23 protein-coding genes are annotated in these 16,211 nt (G+C 50.2%); 1 reads left to right on the top strand and 22 read right to left on the bottom strand.

The window, feature by feature from the left end; translation table 11 throughout:
* Nucleotides 1-13 precede the first annotated feature (13 nt).
* The 8 genes from ACI0CA_RS12055 to ACI0CA_RS12090 all read right to left on the bottom strand — a co-directional run bounded on the left by ACI0CA_RS12055 (nucleotide 14) and on the right by ACI0CA_RS12090 (nucleotide 5,535).
* Nucleotides 14-1,351: a VapE domain-containing protein gene (locus ACI0CA_RS12055; protein WP_446806953.1), complete on the bottom strand. Its 1,338-nt coding sequence runs from the start codon at nucleotides 1,349-1,351 to the stop codon at nucleotides 14-16.
* Nucleotides 1,320-1,964, bottom strand: coding sequence for a CHC2 zinc finger domain-containing protein (locus tag ACI0CA_RS12060; protein ID WP_446806776.1), 645 nt, complete (start codon nucleotides 1,962-1,964; stop codon nucleotides 1,320-1,322). The genes ACI0CA_RS12055 and ACI0CA_RS12060 overlap by 32 nt, the downstream gene beginning before the upstream one ends.
* A gap of 64 nt (nucleotides 1,965-2,028) precedes the next feature.
* Entirely contained in the window at nucleotides 2,029-3,609 is a 1,581-nt protein-coding gene (gene mobQ, locus ACI0CA_RS12065) for a MobQ family relaxase (RefSeq protein WP_395507149.1), read from the bottom strand.
* Nucleotides 3,610-3,795: 186 nt separating this feature from the next.
* The gene (locus ACI0CA_RS12070; protein WP_172754431.1) at nucleotides 3,796-3,957 is read right to left on the bottom strand and encodes a hypothetical protein; all 162 of its coding nucleotides are present in this window, start codon (nucleotides 3,955-3,957) and stop codon (nucleotides 3,796-3,798) included.
* 37 nt (nucleotides 3,958-3,994) lie between these two features.
* Entirely contained in the window at nucleotides 3,995-4,423 is a 429-nt protein-coding gene (locus ACI0CA_RS12075) for a hypothetical protein (protein ID WP_024739829.1), read from the bottom strand.
* 296 nt (nucleotides 4,424-4,719) lie between these two features.
* A complete protein-coding gene (locus ACI0CA_RS12080; protein WP_002594808.1) occupies nucleotides 4,720-5,016 on the bottom strand; it encodes a DUF3847 domain-containing protein in 297 nt (98 codons plus the stop codon).
* Nucleotides 5,009-5,350, bottom strand: coding sequence for a DeoR family transcriptional regulator (locus ACI0CA_RS12085; protein ID WP_003020305.1), 342 nt, complete (start codon nucleotides 5,348-5,350; stop codon nucleotides 5,009-5,011). Before ACI0CA_RS12085 ends, ACI0CA_RS12080 begins: the two co-directional genes overlap by 8 nt.
* Entirely contained in the window at nucleotides 5,347-5,535 is a 189-nt protein-coding gene (locus ACI0CA_RS12090; protein ID WP_005927683.1) for a hypothetical protein, read from the bottom strand. The genes ACI0CA_RS12085 and ACI0CA_RS12090 overlap by 4 nt, the downstream gene beginning before the upstream one ends.
* A gap of 483 nt (nucleotides 5,536-6,018) precedes the next feature.
* On the opposite strand from ACI0CA_RS12090, the gene ACI0CA_RS12095 reads away from it, so the two are divergent.
* Nucleotides 6,019-6,825 carry a helix-turn-helix domain-containing protein gene (locus ACI0CA_RS12095; protein ID WP_343284647.1) on the top strand — a complete coding sequence of 269 codons (807 nt, stop codon included), beginning with the start codon at nucleotides 6,019-6,021 and terminating at the stop codon, nucleotides 6,823-6,825.
* Nucleotides 6,826-6,923: 98 nt separating this feature from the next.
* On the opposite strand, the gene ACI0CA_RS12100 is transcribed toward ACI0CA_RS12095, so the two are convergent.
* From ACI0CA_RS12100 to ACI0CA_RS12165, 14 genes are all read right to left on the bottom strand, one after another.
* Nucleotides 6,924-7,442, bottom strand: a complete 519-nt coding sequence (locus tag ACI0CA_RS12100; protein ID WP_007047424.1) for a ClbS/DfsB family four-helix bundle protein — start codon at nucleotides 7,440-7,442, stop codon at nucleotides 6,924-6,926.
* Between the two features lie 54 nt (nucleotides 7,443-7,496).
* Nucleotides 7,497-8,099 carry a Type 1 glutamine amidotransferase-like domain-containing protein gene (locus ACI0CA_RS12105; RefSeq protein ID WP_446806521.1) on the bottom strand — a complete coding sequence of 201 codons (603 nt, stop codon included), beginning with the start codon at nucleotides 8,097-8,099 and terminating at the stop codon, nucleotides 7,497-7,499.
* Between the two features lie 51 nt (nucleotides 8,100-8,150).
* Entirely contained in the window at nucleotides 8,151-8,528 is a 378-nt protein-coding gene (locus ACI0CA_RS12110; protein ID WP_007047426.1) for a TnpV protein, read from the bottom strand.
* Nucleotides 8,488-8,850 (bottom strand): helix-turn-helix domain-containing protein, encoded by a 363-nt coding sequence (locus ACI0CA_RS12115; RefSeq protein ID WP_325213449.1) that lies wholly within the window; start codon nucleotides 8,848-8,850, stop codon nucleotides 8,488-8,490. The genes ACI0CA_RS12110 and ACI0CA_RS12115 overlap by 41 nt, the downstream gene beginning before the upstream one ends.
* 193 nt (nucleotides 8,851-9,043) lie before the next feature.
* The gene (locus ACI0CA_RS12120; RefSeq protein WP_009242480.1) at nucleotides 9,044-10,654 is read right to left on the bottom strand and encodes a recombinase family protein; all 1,611 of its coding nucleotides are present in this window, start codon (nucleotides 10,652-10,654) and stop codon (nucleotides 9,044-9,046) included.
* Between the two features lie 100 nt (nucleotides 10,655-10,754).
* Nucleotides 10,755-10,937 (bottom strand): transposon-encoded TnpW family protein, encoded by a 183-nt coding sequence (locus tag ACI0CA_RS12125; RefSeq protein ID WP_009242481.1) that lies wholly within the window; start codon nucleotides 10,935-10,937, stop codon nucleotides 10,755-10,757.
* Nucleotides 10,934-11,788, bottom strand: coding sequence for an ATP-binding protein (locus ACI0CA_RS12130; protein ID WP_147571845.1), 855 nt, complete (start codon nucleotides 11,786-11,788; stop codon nucleotides 10,934-10,936). The genes ACI0CA_RS12125 and ACI0CA_RS12130 overlap by 4 nt, the downstream gene beginning before the upstream one ends.
* Nucleotides 11,785-12,543, bottom strand: coding sequence for a phage replisome organizer N-terminal domain-containing protein (locus ACI0CA_RS12135; protein ID WP_147571846.1), 759 nt, complete (start codon nucleotides 12,541-12,543; stop codon nucleotides 11,785-11,787). Before ACI0CA_RS12135 ends, ACI0CA_RS12130 begins: the two co-directional genes overlap by 4 nt.
* Nucleotides 12,533-12,724, bottom strand: coding sequence for a hypothetical protein (locus tag ACI0CA_RS12140; RefSeq protein WP_083804884.1), 192 nt, complete (start codon nucleotides 12,722-12,724; stop codon nucleotides 12,533-12,535). Before ACI0CA_RS12140 ends, ACI0CA_RS12135 begins: the two co-directional genes overlap by 11 nt.
* Before the next feature lie 186 nt (nucleotides 12,725-12,910).
* Nucleotides 12,911-14,533, bottom strand: coding sequence for a relaxase/mobilization nuclease domain-containing protein (locus ACI0CA_RS12145; RefSeq protein WP_147571847.1), 1,623 nt, complete (start codon nucleotides 14,531-14,533; stop codon nucleotides 12,911-12,913).
* Nucleotides 14,505-14,903 (bottom strand): plasmid mobilization protein, encoded by a 399-nt coding sequence (locus ACI0CA_RS12150; RefSeq protein ID WP_009242484.1) that lies wholly within the window; start codon nucleotides 14,901-14,903, stop codon nucleotides 14,505-14,507. The genes ACI0CA_RS12145 and ACI0CA_RS12150 overlap by 29 nt, the downstream gene beginning before the upstream one ends.
* A 194-nt stretch (nucleotides 14,904-15,097) precedes the next feature.
* Nucleotides 15,098-15,364: a hypothetical protein gene (locus ACI0CA_RS12155; RefSeq protein ID WP_009321212.1), complete on the bottom strand. Its 267-nt coding sequence runs from the start codon at nucleotides 15,362-15,364 to the stop codon at nucleotides 15,098-15,100.
* Between the two features lie 70 nt (nucleotides 15,365-15,434).
* Nucleotides 15,435-15,638, bottom strand: coding sequence for a helix-turn-helix domain-containing protein (locus tag ACI0CA_RS12160; RefSeq protein WP_009242485.1), 204 nt, complete (start codon nucleotides 15,636-15,638; stop codon nucleotides 15,435-15,437).
* Entirely contained in the window at nucleotides 15,628-16,074 is a 447-nt protein-coding gene (locus ACI0CA_RS12165) for an RNA polymerase sigma factor (protein ID WP_009242486.1), read from the bottom strand. The genes ACI0CA_RS12160 and ACI0CA_RS12165 overlap by 11 nt, the downstream gene beginning before the upstream one ends.
* Between the last annotated feature and the right edge of the window lie 137 nt (nucleotides 16,075-16,211).

Consider the following 16,211-nt stretch of genomic DNA (forward strand, 5'->3'; position numbering starts at 1 on the left):
CGGGCGGTCATTTTCAGAATGGAAGCTCCATCTGTTCTGTGACCTCCACAAAACCATCCATCGTTTTTTCAGACGGGTTGCCGGAGTCCGTTGCCGGGTTTTCACGCTCCCAGCCCTTTTGTCTGCCATATTCGGAAAACATTCTTGGGTTCGGGAAGTACCGCCAGCCGGTAATGCACTGGTTCATAATCTCGTTGATTTCCCGGATTTCCCATTGCTTCGGCTCGTCAAAGGCATGGTTTAAGGCTTCTTTGTAGAGCTGCTTGGAGCAGACCATGCTCCCGGTGTACTTATCAAGATACGCCTGTATCATTCCGGCTTTGGTGTCCTCCGGCATAAAATCCCGCTGGTGTTCTTTGAGATACCGTTGCATGGTGGGGCTGAAAGCCAGCTTGAACCTGCCGCTTCGGTAAATCTCCATCGCTTCCGCCCACATCTGTTCGATATAGGCTCTGGAAACAGCTTCGTCCTCCAAAATGTGAACCTCGGCTTGCTCCGGGTACACCATGACGGGGATAAAGCGGCGGTTGCCGGAACGGTCAAGGGGCAGGAAGTCAAGGGCATTGGAAGTGCCGCCAAACACGCACTGACGGGGGCGGTCTGCTGGGTGGGTTTCATAGGGTATCTTGTAGACCTCTTTCTGCCGGCTTAAAAACGACTTGATTTCTTCGATGCTCTTGGCATTGGCGGTTGCCATCATTTCCGACATTTCGATAATCCAGTGACCTTGCAGCTTGCGGTACACATTGTCATCGTCCAGCTTCCGCAAATCATCGGAGAACCACTCATCCCGGACTGCCAGCAGACGGAAGAATGTGGACTTGCCAGCCCCCTGACCGCCTACCAGACAGAGCATGATTTCAAATTTGCATCCCGGCTGAAAGGCTCGTGAGATAGCACCCAGCAGGAACAGCTTCAACGCTTCATAGGTGTAATCGTCTGCGTCAGCCCCCAGAAAGTGCCGCAGACAGAAGCGGATTCGTTCTGTCCCGTCCCACACAAGGGTATTGAGATAGTCCCGAATGGGATGGTACTTGTTTTCATTCGCCACAATCCCGATGGCATTATCAATCTTTTTCTCATTGGTAAGCCCATAGGTTTCTTCCAGATAGAGAAGCAGATACTTCATGTCCGTATCGTTCAGGGCGGTGCTTTCTCTGTGGAAGCCGATGGGCTTTATGATGTCCTTGCGGTCAGTTAGGATGTTGTATGCGATAGCCCCGGAAAGCAGAGGGTCACGCTGGAATACGGTCAGGCAGTTCCGTATGCTCTGACGGACACCGCCTTTCTCGGTGGTTTCCAGCCCCGACTTGATTTCCTCAATGCTCTGGGGCGGCTGCATGGCGTTCATGGTGTTTTTTAGTTCTTGCTGCGTCTGCGGCTGCAAGCTCTGCCATTCGCTGTTCAAGCTGTATCACATCCTTTCCGTAGTCCGTAATCAAAGCCGCTTTTTCCTCTGTCTCCCCGAACAGCAGCACATCCAGCAGATATTCCACTTGGTCTTGCTTCTGTAAGGCTTCCACAAACCGGGGATGAAAGGCTTCCTCCGGGGAGTGCGGGGCGTAGTCCGTTCTCCATGCCATAAGCAAGTGAAGATAATCGGTAAGAATACGGAAGCAGCGGTTTTTTGCTTCCTGAAACTGTTCCTCCGGGGATTTCTGCCGGGGCTTGGACTTTTTTGCCTTTCCCGGCGGTTTCCAGTCCTCATAGGGAAGCCCGAAGTCCTGTGCCAGCTGTACGGCGGCTTCTTTCTTTCCCAGCCCATACAGGGCGGCGGCAAAATCAATCACATCCCCATCCGCACCGCAGCCGAAGCAGTGGTAACGCCGATCCAGCTTCATGCTTGGGGTTTTATCGTTATGGAACGGGCAGCAAGCCATCCCGTTCCGACCTACATGGATTCCATAATGCTCCGCAGCCTGTCTTGTTGTGACGGACTGCTTCACAGCTTCAAATACATTCAAATCTATCCCTCCTTGAAAAAAGAAAAGCACCTGACATTCTCTGATTGAAAATGGCAAGTGCCTGTTAAAGTTCCATATCCTGTTGTCTGTGTTTCGTCTGTTCCTGGGCAGTTCTTTGTGCTTTTTTCTCGTCTGCCTTATCCTGCAAGACTTCCTTGATGGGCTGCTTCTTGGGCGGCTCTTTGCTTTCCTCTGTGCCGGGGGTGGCTTTCTGTACCCAGTAGCGGATATCCCGCAGCTTCTTCAAATCCTCCTGCACCTCTGTCAGCGGTACTTTCAGCTCTGCGATTTCGCTGAGAAGTTTTTCCTGCTCCTGTTGCAGTTCCTTTTGGGTGCTGTCCTTATCGTCCGGGTGCTTGGCAAGGTAGGCGGCGGCTTTCGCATACCGGGCGACCTCCGGGTGTTCCTGTTTGAATTTCTCCTTTGTTTTCTTGAAAAATATCTTCTGGTACTTCTCATAGACAGGCTTACATTCCTTGCAGTCTGTCCGGCTGGCAAGAATCCCGTCAATCACTTTGCTGCGGGCTTCCTTTGGCTTCATCTGATTGCGGTAATCTGCGGCTGATTTCCCGGAAGATTCCAGAAACGCTTCTAGGTCCTCCACAGTGGAAAGCCCCTTTTGCCGGAGATAGGACAGGGCTTCGCTGACTGCCTTTAAGTCCTGTGAAGTCCCCCGGTTCTGTCCAGCCCTCGTCCAGTCCTTCCGTTCTTCCTTTCGTATCTCCATGTACTTCATCAGCAGATTGGGAAGAAGTGTCGCTTCCTCCGCCGCTTTTTGTGCAAGCAGCTCTTTCCGTTTTTCTCCCAGCTCGGTAATCCAGCCTTTGAGGTTTTGGATAAGCTGCCGGATGGACTTCATCAGACTGTTGGCGGCTCTGATTTCCCGGTTCAGGTTGCCGATATTCGTCTGGATACCTCGCTTTTCCATCTGCCGGACAGCAGCTCCCTCATGGACAGTGGGGACTATATCAAGCCCCTGTCTGGCATAGGAACGCAAGTCCACACGCTCCGGGCGGTCATTGGCTTCCAGATAACGGTTCTGGATGACCTCCCATTCATGCCGCCAGATTTCACAATACTTCTGGTCGTTCCAGTCCACCGTATCCTCCTTGTGGCTTTTCCATCTGCCGGACGGAAGTTTAATCCGTTCCCCATTCTCGTCAAGGTCATAAACCTTGCGGCTCTTGGGAAGCCATTTCCCATGTTTGTCCATTGCCCGCATAGTCAACAGGACATGGGCGTGGGGATTGTGTCCCGGCGGGTGGGTGTCATGGATGGCAAAGTCAACAATCATTCCTTTGGAAACAAACTGCTGTTCACAAAACTCCCGGACAAGGACAGCATACTGGTCGGGCGGTATCTCTTTGGGGATGGTAAGCACCCACCGCCTTGCAAGCTGAGAGTTCCACTGCTTCTCCACCGCTTCGGCGGCGTTCCATAGGGTATTGCGGTCTGCATACTCCGGCGGGGCATTTGCCGGGAGCAGGATTTCATTGTGGACGATACCACGCTTTTCCGGGTAGTGCTTCTCTTCCTGATCGTATTCACAGAACAGCTTTTCGCCGCTTTGGTAAGCAGCGGCGGCAACCGCAGACTGCTGTTGGCTTCGCCGCACAATAGAAATTTCGTTGTGTGGACAGGGCATTTCGTGTCACTCCTTTCTGTGATTGGCGGATGGGGTGGCGTTTTACCACCTCATTTTGGGCAGAAAAAAAGCAGGCAACCTTTTTCAGATTTCCTGCTTGGTGTGCCGCTTTGTGGGCGGCGGATATTTAGTTGTAAAAGTTCGGGAGCAAGTTGACCCGATGTGTGAGTGGCAAACTTGAAGTTGTCAGTCCTTCTTGTTCTTTTCAATAGCACTAATGGTGCAAGCAAAACCTGTAATCATTGAAAGTAGTATTGCTCCACCCATTGCTTCGTTCATTCCAGCACCAAAGAAAAAACCGACCACCGCCGCAATTACCATAAGAATGATTGAAATCATTACTCTCATAATATATACCTCCATAACTTAGAATTTTCTACTCTTATCAATAACCCCAAGTCATCAGATTCCATTCTCCGCCTTCACTCCGTGCAAGCCACCATGACCAAGTGTATTCTTCGTTAGCCTCCCATGCACCGCCACCTTTTTTCGGCGAACGAAAACTGCTTTCAAATGCAATACATTGCGTAAAGGCTTCTTTATTATCATCCGTTCTTAAATCGTTCATCCATTCAATGTTATCTGCATTGTTGCATTCTTCATCCGGCATATAAGAAAGGCTATGCAATTCACAGCCCTCAAACGAAGCGAACTGCTTTTTTATAATCTCAATGGCAGAATCTATTTCTTCTTTTGAATAAACGGAAGATGCTCCATAATCAATTTCCACTTTTGATGTATCACCGTTCTTTCCGCATCCGGCAAAGAGAAGAACCAGCACAATGCAAAGCGTTACGGTTATAATCTTTTTCATAGTGAATACCTCCAACTCCCGATTTCTCATTGACTTCATTATACTTTATTCGACCCTCAAAGTACAGAGAGATTTTGTAAAACTTGTCGGCTGGGAGCAGCTTGCAGCGCAAGGTGTTTCCGGGCGGCAAGTCCACAAAAGGGTAGCTGGTGGTAGCCAGCGCAGGGGAAGCGTAGCGTCCCCTGTATGATTTGGAGCAGACCATGACTGCGGAAAATCACAGCCCTCCGGCGAGGAGCCTTCGGAGAACGCAATGCACCAACCTCTGGGTGGTGTATAATTGCGCCCTTAGTAAACTAAGGGGTTTCCGGCTTCTCCCGTTCCAACAGTTTTTTCAATAGTTCCTGCGTGTCCTGCCTGTGAAAAATGAGTTTCAACAACAGCATGACATCATCATCCGTCAGGCGTTCCGGCTCTTGCAGAAAACTTTCCAGCATACCGCCACGAGTACAGAGCCGGTGTGTCCGTTCCTTTCGGGTAAGCTGCTTCAACTGGTGCTGCAATGCCTTTTCATCATTGATGGCTTTCCGCAGTTTCTTTTCGCTTTTCTCCAGCTCCCGGTTTAGCTTTTCCAGCTTTGAGGTATCAGGCAAGGGCAGCGTCCTCCTTTCCCGGTATCAGCACATAAATCCTGTTTGGTTCTCCAACGCCCTGACGCACCCGCATGATAAGCCCGGCGGTTTCCAGTTCATTCAGAGAACGCTTGACCGTCATGGGGCTGCGGGACAGGACTGCGGCAATGGCTGTGACAGGGAAGCAGACAAAGAGGATTCCGTTCTCGTCCTCCTGCCCTTTGGAGAGCATAGCGTCCAGCATCCGGCAGTACATGACCTTTGCGGTGCTGCTGACTGGAAATCCTGTCAACGCTCTGGGAAAAGGCATACAGGGCGGCAATGGTGTGTCTATCGTCATAAATTCAAAATTCATTCTGTGTGTTCCTCCTTTTTCTTTGCTCGTTTGGATAAATAACAGGGGCAGTCAATCACAACCGCCCGGAAGCTCTGCTTGCACCCATGCTGGCATTTCCGGCATAATTCGTTGTAAGTGACACGCCCCCGGTCATTGAGGTAAAAGGAAAGCTCATACTTCCTCTTTTTGCTCATTCTCGGCATATTGCGCTTCCTCCCGTTTTAGTGTATGGTTTCGGGGCGATTTTCGGTAAAATTACAGCCATAGAGCCGCTTAAAATCTCCCGAAGTATCAGCGATAGGGTAGACTGTCCCCCTATCAGATTGTTGTGTTTCGGTATCATTTCGGTGTCAGTTCGCCAGTTCTCCCCGGTGTCGTTCCTCCCCTGAATCTCACAGCGGCGTATCGCTCCCTTTGGTACGCTCGTTTTGGTCAGGGTTCCTCCATATCCCTGCCAAAATTCATGGCGCTACATCGCCGGGGAAGCATATCCCACACAGGCTGGTCATTCGATTGGAATAATCCATCGATGAACTACCTGTATCATAGAACATTTTTGTGCCCTGTGCCGTATGTCCACAAAGTAGGAATTAAGGGTAAAAATCAGAAATTTCCACGATTACGGAAAGTGTGATATAATCCAGATAAGCGGCAGCAATGAAACCGTTGGAAAGGAGCGTGTGCCCATGAAAGGAGCAACAAGCATACAGGAACGCCTTTGGGAACTCCGCAAGGACAAAGGCTTAAATCTGGAAGAACTATCAAAACTAACGGGTATTTCTAAATCAGCCCTTGGCAGTTATGAAAAAGAAGATTTTAAGGAAATCAATCATGGAAACCTTATCACGCTGGCAGACTTCTATGGGGTTTCCGTCGATTATCTGCTGTGCCGGACAGAGAACAGGGAGCAGATCAACACGCCATTGACGGAGCTGCATTTGAACGATGAGATGGTTGCACTTCTGAAAAGCGGTCGGATTAACAACCGTCTGCTCTGTGAGCTTGCCACACATAAAGATTTTATCAAGTTTCTTGCAGACATTGAGATTTATGTGGACGGGATTGCCACCATGCAGATTCAAAACCTCAATGCACTTGTTGATACCGTCCGGCATGAAATCATTGAACGGTATCGCCCCGGCGAAGATGACCCGCATTTGAAAGTGCTGCAAGCTGCCCATATCAGTGATGATGAATATTTCAGCCACATGGTTCTGGATGACCTCAACCTGATTATCCGGGATATTCGGGAATCCCACAAAAAGGACAGTGAAAGTGCGCCCCAGACCACCGTTGCCGATGAACTGAAAGAAAATCTGGAAGCCGTCGTAAATTTCAAGGGCAGCCGTTTGGAAAAACTGGCAATGCTTTACTGCAAGCAACTCGGTATCAACTACAAAAATTTATCGGAAGAAGAATTTCGCTGGCTGATTCGGATTCTCCAAAAATCAAAGAAAATGGGAACGCCTATCAGCCAGAGGAAAAAATGGTAAAGAAAAACCGCTGTTGCATGGTTTGTTGGCTTCATTCCATGTAGCAGCGGTTCGTGCTGTGATTATTCAGTTAGAATTTCTGAAAGACAAGCTGGAAGTTATAGTGCAATCTTTTTCCATTTTCTAATCTTGGTTCTAAAGGTTCCGAACGGAGCAACTGTATTAACATGTATGAATTTGTATACTTCCCAGACAGCTGTTTTAGTTGCTTCGTCAGCCCATTTTCTCATATGTGGTTTAAATAATTCTTCCTCACTCAGAGAATCAATCATTGCATAAATAGAGTTGATATTCTCATTCAATCTGTCTTTCAATTCTTGCAGTGACAGCTGGGCATATGTATCTGTGAACCATTGATATAATTCGCCAAGCTGATTCCACTTAAAATTATCCGAAGGAGTTTTGACAGGAATACCCTTTCTTTCGTCTGATTCCCATTTAATAACAAGAGTTGTCCAGCCGACCTGATAAGCAAGATTTTCAGCTGGAGTTCGATCGATCTCATCAACTCTCTTATCTTTTAAATGCTCAGGAATATCATTAAATTCTGAAATATACTTTGCAAAGCTTTTATTTATCTCGTTTTTAAGCTCGTCTTTATTCTCATATGTTCTCAATAGTCTATCCCCTCAGCTTCCGATTTTCCGGTTTCAAAAACAGGAATTTTCAAATTAGTCTTTGCAAATAACCTTTGAACCTTCACCATCAATTACAATTCCCTGACGGTTGTTAATTGGGCATAGATTCAAATCCGAAAACTCAGTCATTATTTTCTCGGTAACTTTCTTAAATGGTGCTGTAAGATAATGCGGAAGAACATAGAAATCAATCAAATCAATCCCTGCATCATCTTCTTGTGAGTAGTCCTCCGGCTTTTCATCCATTTGCTCGATATATTGGATGCTTGGAGCGCATATAATTGCGCCTGCCGACTCGCCGATCATCAATTTTCCATTTGCCAATTCCTTTTTCAGCAGCCCATCAGCTCCCGTCTTACGGAGCTGGTCCATAAGAAAAAAAGAATTTCCGCCGGTAAAATATATCACATCTGCATTTTCAAAAACAGACTGTATCGTTGAATAAGCCTCCGTTGAAATATCAATTTCAGTTACGATTGCTCCCAACTTTTTGAATAATTTTCGAGCCGAGCCGACATAACCGATGTAGCCTTCACGCAGCGAAGCTGTTGGAATAAATGCGACTTTCTTATTTTCAATTTCTTCCTTTATCAGACTTCCTACACTTGAAAAGTGCGAACATAAAAATAGTTTCATCAATATTCTCCTTTATAGATTTCGATTTATCATAATTATTCTACCATATCGTTATGAATAAATCATCTCATGCAAAATAATTTCTTCTGCCCGGTTGCGAATGTTATTGCAACGCTGCACCCATTCCATTTGACAGGTACGCTTTAATTCCTCAGTCACACCCTCGGCAGCTTTCATCTGCTCCATGATGGTATCGAACCGCTTCTGTGCCTGTTCGTTCAGGTCTGCAAGATATGTCCACAATTCTCCGGTCAGTATCAATGTGTTCAATCTGGCTGGATGGACTTCTCTTAAATATTCCCGGTGCATCCGTCCATATTTTCCGATGGGGCGGTGTTCCTCCGGCAGTTTCAAGTCTGGGATGTAGTAATCTCCGACAAGAATATAATCAATTCCATTTTCCGTTATTCTTGGTTTCAATTCGCTCATGTTCCTTACCTCCTGTGGAAGTAGGCTCGTCTGGTACTAACTCAATCACATCGGTAATCTCACAATTCAGCGTTTCGCAGATACGGGCTAATGTATCCATGCTGATGTGCTTTCCCTCTTTGCTCATGTTGGCAATCATATTTGTTGTCATACCAGCAGCAAGCCTTAAATCCTCTTTTCTCATATCACGCTCTAACAGTGTGTGCCAGAGTGGTTTATAGCTGATGTGCATATTGTTTTCCTGCCTTTCTATCCATACCACCGGGGCGGCTGCCCCGGCAGGAACTTTTCTCTTATTATAACACCAATCTTGTGAAATCACAATTTATTCTTGTAGACTGCCGCTGATACCGTCTGGATTGTGCTTTTCCTTTCGTTTTTTGTTCCAACTAATTAGCCATGAGCTGCTTCATGCCCTGAGACTTTGCTCAGATGTGATAAAGAAGCAATAGAAGTGTAAAAAATTTTGCCGTTCCTATCCGGCACTTGCGCATTGCGCCGGATAGGTCGGGCGGTCATTCGGGCAGGTCTACCTTGCCAACGAAAGAGTAGTAAATATCAATGTCCTGTCTGCGTGTGCCGTTCTCGTCATAGCTGCACTCATGCACAACGATTTTCTCCACAAACTCACGCAAAAGGGTAGGGGTAAGTTCTTCAAAACTGGTATACTTGCGGACAACATTCATAAACTTTTCTGCGTTTACCGTGGCTTCCTGCGCTTTGGAAAGCTCTGCCCGGATAGCGGCGGCTCTCTCTTTCAGTTCTTTCTGCTCGGCTTCATAGTCTGCCGACAGTTCTGTGAAACGCTCGTCTGAAATGCGCCCGGTCACGCTGTCCTCATACAGCCGCTTGAAGATAGCGGATAACTCGCTGATACGCTTCTCGGCGGCTTCCAGCTCCTTTTTCCTTGCGGCGTTCCTGCGCTTGCCCCCGTCCTCGTTCTGCTCGATCAGCAGCTTCATAAAACGGGCTTCATGCTTCGCTGCATAGCTGGTAACTTTCCGCAGATTGTCGGTCACTCCGGCGGTCAACAGGTCGGTGCGGATAAAATGCGCCGTACAGTCAACGGTACGCTTCTTGTAGCTCCCGCAGATGTAACAATCCTGCTTGCGGGTGGCGTTCTGGTAACGCTGCTGGTAAAGGACGCTGCCGCAGTCGGCACAAAAGAGTATGCCGGAGAATAAGCCCACTTCATCATAGCGGTTCGGGCGTTTGCGCTGCTTGCGTAACTCCTGCACACGCTCCCACATCTGGGTGTCAATGATAGGCTCGTGGTGGTTCTCGAAAATCGCCTGTTTCTCAATGGGGTTCTCTACGCTGTGCTTGGTCTTGTAGGACGGCTTCTCCGTCTTGAAGTTTACCAGACAGCCCGTGTACTCCCTGTTTTCAAGGATATGTACCACGGTATTGGTCGCCCACTTGCACTCATAGCCGGGGTGGTAGCGGCGGGTGCTTCCCGTCCGGCGGTATTCCAGCGTTCCCGGCGTGGGGATTTCCTGCTCTGTGAGCATACGGGCTATCTTGGTCGGCCCGTTCCCGGCAAGGCACAAGCTGTAAATCTGCCGCACGACAGGGGCGGCTTCCCCGTCAATGATAAAATTTTCGTCCTCGTCCATAAGGTAGCCGTATACGGGTTTGCTCGTGACGGGCTTCCCGCTCATACCCTTAGACCGTTTTACTGCTTTGATTTTCTTGCTCGTATCTCTCACCAGCCATTCGTTAAAAATGTTCCGCAGAGGGGCAAAATCATTGTCGCCCTGTGCGCTGTCCACTCCGTCATTGATAGCGATAAAGCGGACGCCTTTCTGTGGGAAAATCATTTCCGTATACATTCCCACTTGCAGATAGTTTCGCCCTAACCGTGACATATCCTTGACGATAACGGTGCCGACTTTTCCGGCTTCAATGTCCGCAAGCATGGCTTGAAAACCGGGTCTTTGGAAGTTCGCCCCAGAATAACCGTCATCTGTGTACCATTGCAGATTGGAAAAGCCGTTCTGCTTCGCATAGGTTTCAAGAATACGCTTCTGGTTTGAAATAGAATTGCTCTCACCTTGCAGCTCGTCCTCGTGGGATAATCTCGGATAAAGGGCGGTAATAAGGTTTCGGGTGGTCTGTCTTAACATAGTGTCCTCCATTTCCGACAGCCAGCCCCACTATTCCGTATGACTATCATACCACACGCCGGGGCTGGCTGTACAGTCCTTTTTGCTTCTTTACGTCCCGTCAAATTGCCGATTTTTGTGTAGCAGCTTCCGCTTCCAGCACTTTCAGCATTTTATCGGCGGCGGTGGCGGTGGTGTCCTGCTTGAAATAGCCGGAAACGACAAGGACAGAGTTGCCCATGCGGATTTCCGTCACGCAATCCGGGCGGCGGGTGCTGCGGTCATTCTTTGGGGTGTTGGTCATAGGCGGCTCTCCTTTCTATTCATCAGCTTTTTCAATTGTTCCATTTTCTCCTGCGCCGTGGCTTTTCGGAAGTTGCTCCCGGTAAAGCGGACAGGGGAACACATTTCAATCAGACGGTCATAAATGCGGGCGTGGGCGGTGTCCTCCGGGTGCTGCAAGTCCTCCAGCGTGAGATTGGTCGTGACGATCAGCGGCCTGCCGCTGCGGTAACGGCTGTCAATCACGTTGTAGACCTGCTCTAAGCCGTATTCCGTTCCCCGTTCCATTCCAAAATCATCAAGGATAAGCAGCGGGAAGCTGCATAGCCGGGAGATGTATTCGTTCCTGCCCTCAAAGCTGGCGGCAAGGTCATTGAGTATCAATGCAAAGTTTGTCATGCACACGGGGATTTCACGCTCCATAAGGGCATTTGCGATACAGCCCGCAAAATAGCTCTTGCCTGTGCCAACGCCGCCCCATAGCAGATAGCCAATGTTGCGCTCTTTCATAGCTTCCCAGTTCTCCACATAGAAATGTGCATGTTCCATTTGCGGACATTTGCCGTTGTCGTTCTCAAACGTCCAGCCCTGCATAGCCGGGTCTGTGAAGCCCCGCCGCTTCAACCGCTCGACAGTTTCAAGGTGGCTGCGCTGTTTCTCTGCGGCTTCCCGTTTCTCACGCTCTGCCCGCTGGCAGTCACATTCTGCCGGGTGGCGGTCACGCCCGAAAAGGCTCTTGCCCTCCGGGAAATAGGCTTCTTTGGGCTTGCGGCATTTGCCGCAGTATAAAAGCCCGTCCTCGCCTGTGTAGTCCTCCGGCTCCGGCGTGGTATCGGTCATATTCAAAATCATTTCGTCAAATCCATTCGTCATAAGCTCTCGCCCTCCTTGCAGGTATAATCGGGTATGCCCTTTTTCGGGGCTTTCTTGGCTGCGTCCTCCTGCGCCCACTTGAAAATCGTGGCTGCATGGCTCTTGTATTTCCTCCCGCTGGAAGCGATATGGCAGGATAAGCGGTCAATGTAATACTCCCACTTGCCGGGAAGCTCTGTTTTCAGCCCGTCAAGCTCCGTATCGGAAAGAATAACATTGTGGTATCTGCCATAGGCGGCGGGGGCGGGGTGTCCTGTTTCTAACTCTCTCTCTTTTTCTATCTCTATATCTATCTCTTTCTCTATCTCTATCTCTGGTGGACAAATGTCCGCTCGATATGGTGGACATTTGTCCGCCCCTGTCTGCGGCAGGGCTTTTTGTTCCTGCAAAGCCAGCCTCGCCCTGCGCTTGCGCTCCCCCTCGGTAGAGGACTGGCCGATTAAAAGCTCAATGTTGCTCATGTAGAGTGCGCCGCTTTGCAAAGGCTCCACAAGCCCCAGCTTCATAAAGATTTTCAAGGCTCTCTCTACGGTGCCTACCTGCTGGCGGGTAATGGTCGCAATCATCTGGGCGGTGTAGGGGATATTCTCGTCAAGCTGCAATTTCCCGCCGTTTTTCAGCGATTTCAAGTACAGCTTCAAGAGGATGTTGGAATAGATAACGCCGTCCTGCATACTTTCCAGCAGAACGATTGCGTCATCATCAAAATAGCTCTCTTTCAGCTTGAGGTAGTAATATTTGCGGTTATCTGCCATAGGCTGTGTCCTCCTTTTTCCAGCGTTTGGAATAATAGTGGGGGCATAGTATGATAACCGCCCGGAAGCTCTGTTTGCAGTCACGGGTGCAGCCCCGGCATAGGTCGTTGTAAGTGATACGGTTGCGGTGGTTGAGGAAGAAAGACCATTCCAGCCGCCGCTTTTTGCTCATTCTCGGCAATGGTAAGCTCCTTTCTGCCGTTCCTATCGGTGCAACAGGATAGGGGGCATTTTCTGTATGTTCTCGGTGTCATTTTCGGGCTTTTTCTGCCCTGTAAGCCCCGTTTGGAAGTCGGGGAGTATTGCGGTAAGGGTTCATATCATACCTGTATTTTTGTAGGGTTTCGGTATCATTTCGGGGCAGTCTTTAACGCTCCTGTTCGTGCTTTTTCTGCTGGCTCGGTGCGCCCCTTAAAATCTGGTCGATATTGCGTCTGACTGTCTGAAGCTCCTGCGCCCGCTGCCGTTTCTCCCGGTAGTCGTTATATCCGGCGTTCTTCTGAACGGTAAGCTGCTCGATCTCCCTTTGCAGGGCTTTGCTGGCGGGCAGCTTGGTTATTCCATGCTCCCGGAAATAGCGGGCGGCTGCGTCCGCTATGAGAAAATCGCTTTCGTGCTGCTCCCGGTAGGCTCTCCGGGCTTTCTCCGATTTCTGCGCTTTCAGACCGTCACGGGCGGGCTTCGTGCCGATATAGCCCAAAAGGTTGCGCTGCAATTCCTTTTTCTCCCGGATAGCGGCTTCCAGCCCTTTCAGCCCGGCAAGGCTCTCCTGCGTGGCGGCGTTGGCTGCGGAAATGGCAGCGTCCAGCTCGTCCGGGGAAGAAAAGCCGTACTGCTGGTAGAGCATGAGGGTAGCCGACATCTGTTTGAGGTTGTGCATAGTCGCCCACTTCTCATAGCCCCGTCCTTTCCCCTCGGCTCGCTTGGCGGCTATGTCTACCATGCGCTGTACAGCGTCATTGTTCGGGGCGTTTTTCGCTTCTTTTTTCGTCCGTAAGCGGTCTTTGATACTGCCGGGGTATTCCGCTATGGCTGCGGGTTTTTCGGCGGCTCTGGCGGCGTTCTGCTCCAAAACGGAGAGGACAGCAGCCCGGTCAAAATCGTCCCCCAGCTTCCGGGCGGTAATTGGCTTCGTCCTGTCCGGCGTGAGGTAACTTAGCCGCCCCCGGCTCTCCTTGACGGTCACACCATGCCGGAGAAGCAGGGCGGCAAACTCATCAAAGCCGGAAGCAGCGGCAAGGGCTTCCCGGATAGTCCGGCGCAGCTTCGCCTTATCCGTTTCAAACTTGGTCTGCCGGGGCGTGATACCGTCCGCAATCATAGGGGCGTTTGCTTTATCCAGCGCAACCTGTCCTTTCTTCTGCGCCCAATATTCACGCTCGGTAATGCGCTCCTTGCTGCCGTTCAAAAGGTCTATCTGATAAAGCCCCTCGCTGTGGCACATTTCCATGACTTCGGCTTTCAGATAGTTCATAGCTGCGTCTGTGCAGCGGTGCTTGCAGCCTGCTTTCCTGTCCGCTGGCCTGTCCATGTGGGGCAGCATGGGAACCTCCGCAATCCGCAGACTGTTAATGACGATATGCACATGGATATTTTCGGTGTGGCTGTGCCCGTCCGGGTGGGTGCAGACAAGAGCCTGGTGTCCGGGGAAATGCTCGGCGCAGAACTTCTCGCCCAGCTCCTGCGCCCGATCAACGGTCAAGCCGTTGTCCGGGCCGTCCCGTGGGTCAAAGCTGATGATATAGTGGTGGCTCTTAACGTCCTCCCGTTTCTGGTTCTTGCCATAGCGGAGATTGGAGCGCATACAGGCAACGGCAAAATCCTCCCCGTCACAATTCAGAGAGGATATGCGGTAGTCTGCCCTCGGTATGAGCCGCCCGTCTGCGTCAAGGGTGGGCTTCATGGTAAACTCGTCATGCTCGAATGTGAGGTATTTTTCAGCGTTCCCGTAGTTGGCATTTTTAGAGCTGATATGTTTGAGTATCGCCAACGGCTTCACCTACTTTCTGCAAGACTTCAAACTTCAAGGCGGCAAGGTCGGCGGCAGCTCCCCGTACCTCGCCGGATAAGGCGGTATAAGGTGCGCCGTACTCGTTAAGGCTCCGGGCTATCTGGTTGAGGTTTCCACCGATTTTCCCGTACTCCGCTGTGAGCTTGGAGAGGGCGGCAAGCAGCCCGTCATTGACAGGGGAAACGGTAATCACGGGGCGTATGGTCGCTCCCCGTATGGCTTGCCGGATAAATTCGGACTGGCTGATTTCATACGCCGCCAGCCGCTCCGTGAAGTCGGCGTATTCTTCATCAGACAGGCGGGTTTTAACCACATGGCGGCGGTGGGGCGTGTTGTATTTCTTTCGCATGGTCTGTGACCTCCTTTCTCGCCCGACAGGGCGCATAGCAGGGTTTGGGGAAGGCACTCCCCAACAAGATTCCCGCAGGGGCAAAATGAGCGGATAAGCGAATTTTGGTACTGTGGTAGAATCTTGCTCTGAAAAACTCCGGCGTTCCCCGGTTCCCGTCCTTTCCGCTAACAAGACGTTTCAAAAGGGCTTTGCTACCCGCTATTCCGGCATATCTTGAAAATTTTCCTTTCACTACCTACAACACCACGAAAAGCAGAATAGACGGAGATTTTTAGAAATTTCCCCTTATTCCCTACAACACCACGCAAGCCGGAATAGGCGGACAATGGCAGTATTTTTTCTTTGATACCCTCCACGGATAGGAACAGGCTTTTGCCAACTGCGGCGGCTATTTTCTCTTTTGTTTTTTCATACTGGGGATTTTCAAAAACGCCGAACAGGAACGAAAAAAGCAGCAAATCCGTTGAATAGATTTACTGCTTTCTGGTTGCCGGCGAAGCGGCGGTTATTCAGTTGTAGGCGGTAGAGCTATCTCCCAAAGCGGAACTTGAATATAGCTGTGAGAAGCGTCTGGGTGATGTAGTCCTCTGTATCTTGGTCTATCCGTCCATTCACACGGGCGGCACACTGTATGCGGCGGCGGTAATACTGCAACACGGTTCCCACCGCTTCCGGCTCCCCGCTGGCGGCTTGTACGATTGTTTCATAAGGGAGAAGCCTGTTATTCTTCATGCGCTATTCCCTCCATTTCCGCTTGGAGCTGCCGTAGGGCTTTTCGGATATGGTAGCCCGCTGTGCTGCGGCTGCGCCCGTACTGTCTGCCAATTTCGTGCTGTGGAATACGCTTGAAAAAGGACAGGTAAATCATTTCCCGCTCCCGTTCGTCCAGCCGTGACAGGGCTTCCGCAAGTAAGCCGCTGCTGAAAATGACCGTATCGCCGCAAAGGGTAAGTATGTATTCCTCGTCCGGCTCCGGGGCTTGGAAATATTCATCTGTCGTGCCTAAAGGGTAGTGCTTTTCGTCTGTGAGGTATTCAAGGGATATTTCTCTTTTGTGCTTCCTGCTCCGTGTCCTCGCTGCGTTGATCGTTGCATTTCGGATAACGACTTTGCAAAAGGCATGGAAAGTGTACTCGATATGTTCCCGATATTCTTCTGTACAGGTCATGGAAAATCCCCCTTTCCTCCCAAAAGGGCTGTGGCTGGTTAGTAGTTGCTTTTTATGATAGTAAGGGGCGGCAGCACTTTAGGCTGTCGCCCCTTGATTGCCTACCAGCAAAGGCGGGCGGGGCTGTCAACGGCTGC

It is taken from the genome of Hominenteromicrobium mulieris, from assembly GCF_046197855.1.
Taxonomy (GTDB): domain Bacteria; phylum Bacillota; class Clostridia; order Oscillospirales; family Acutalibacteraceae; genus Hominenteromicrobium; species Hominenteromicrobium mulieris.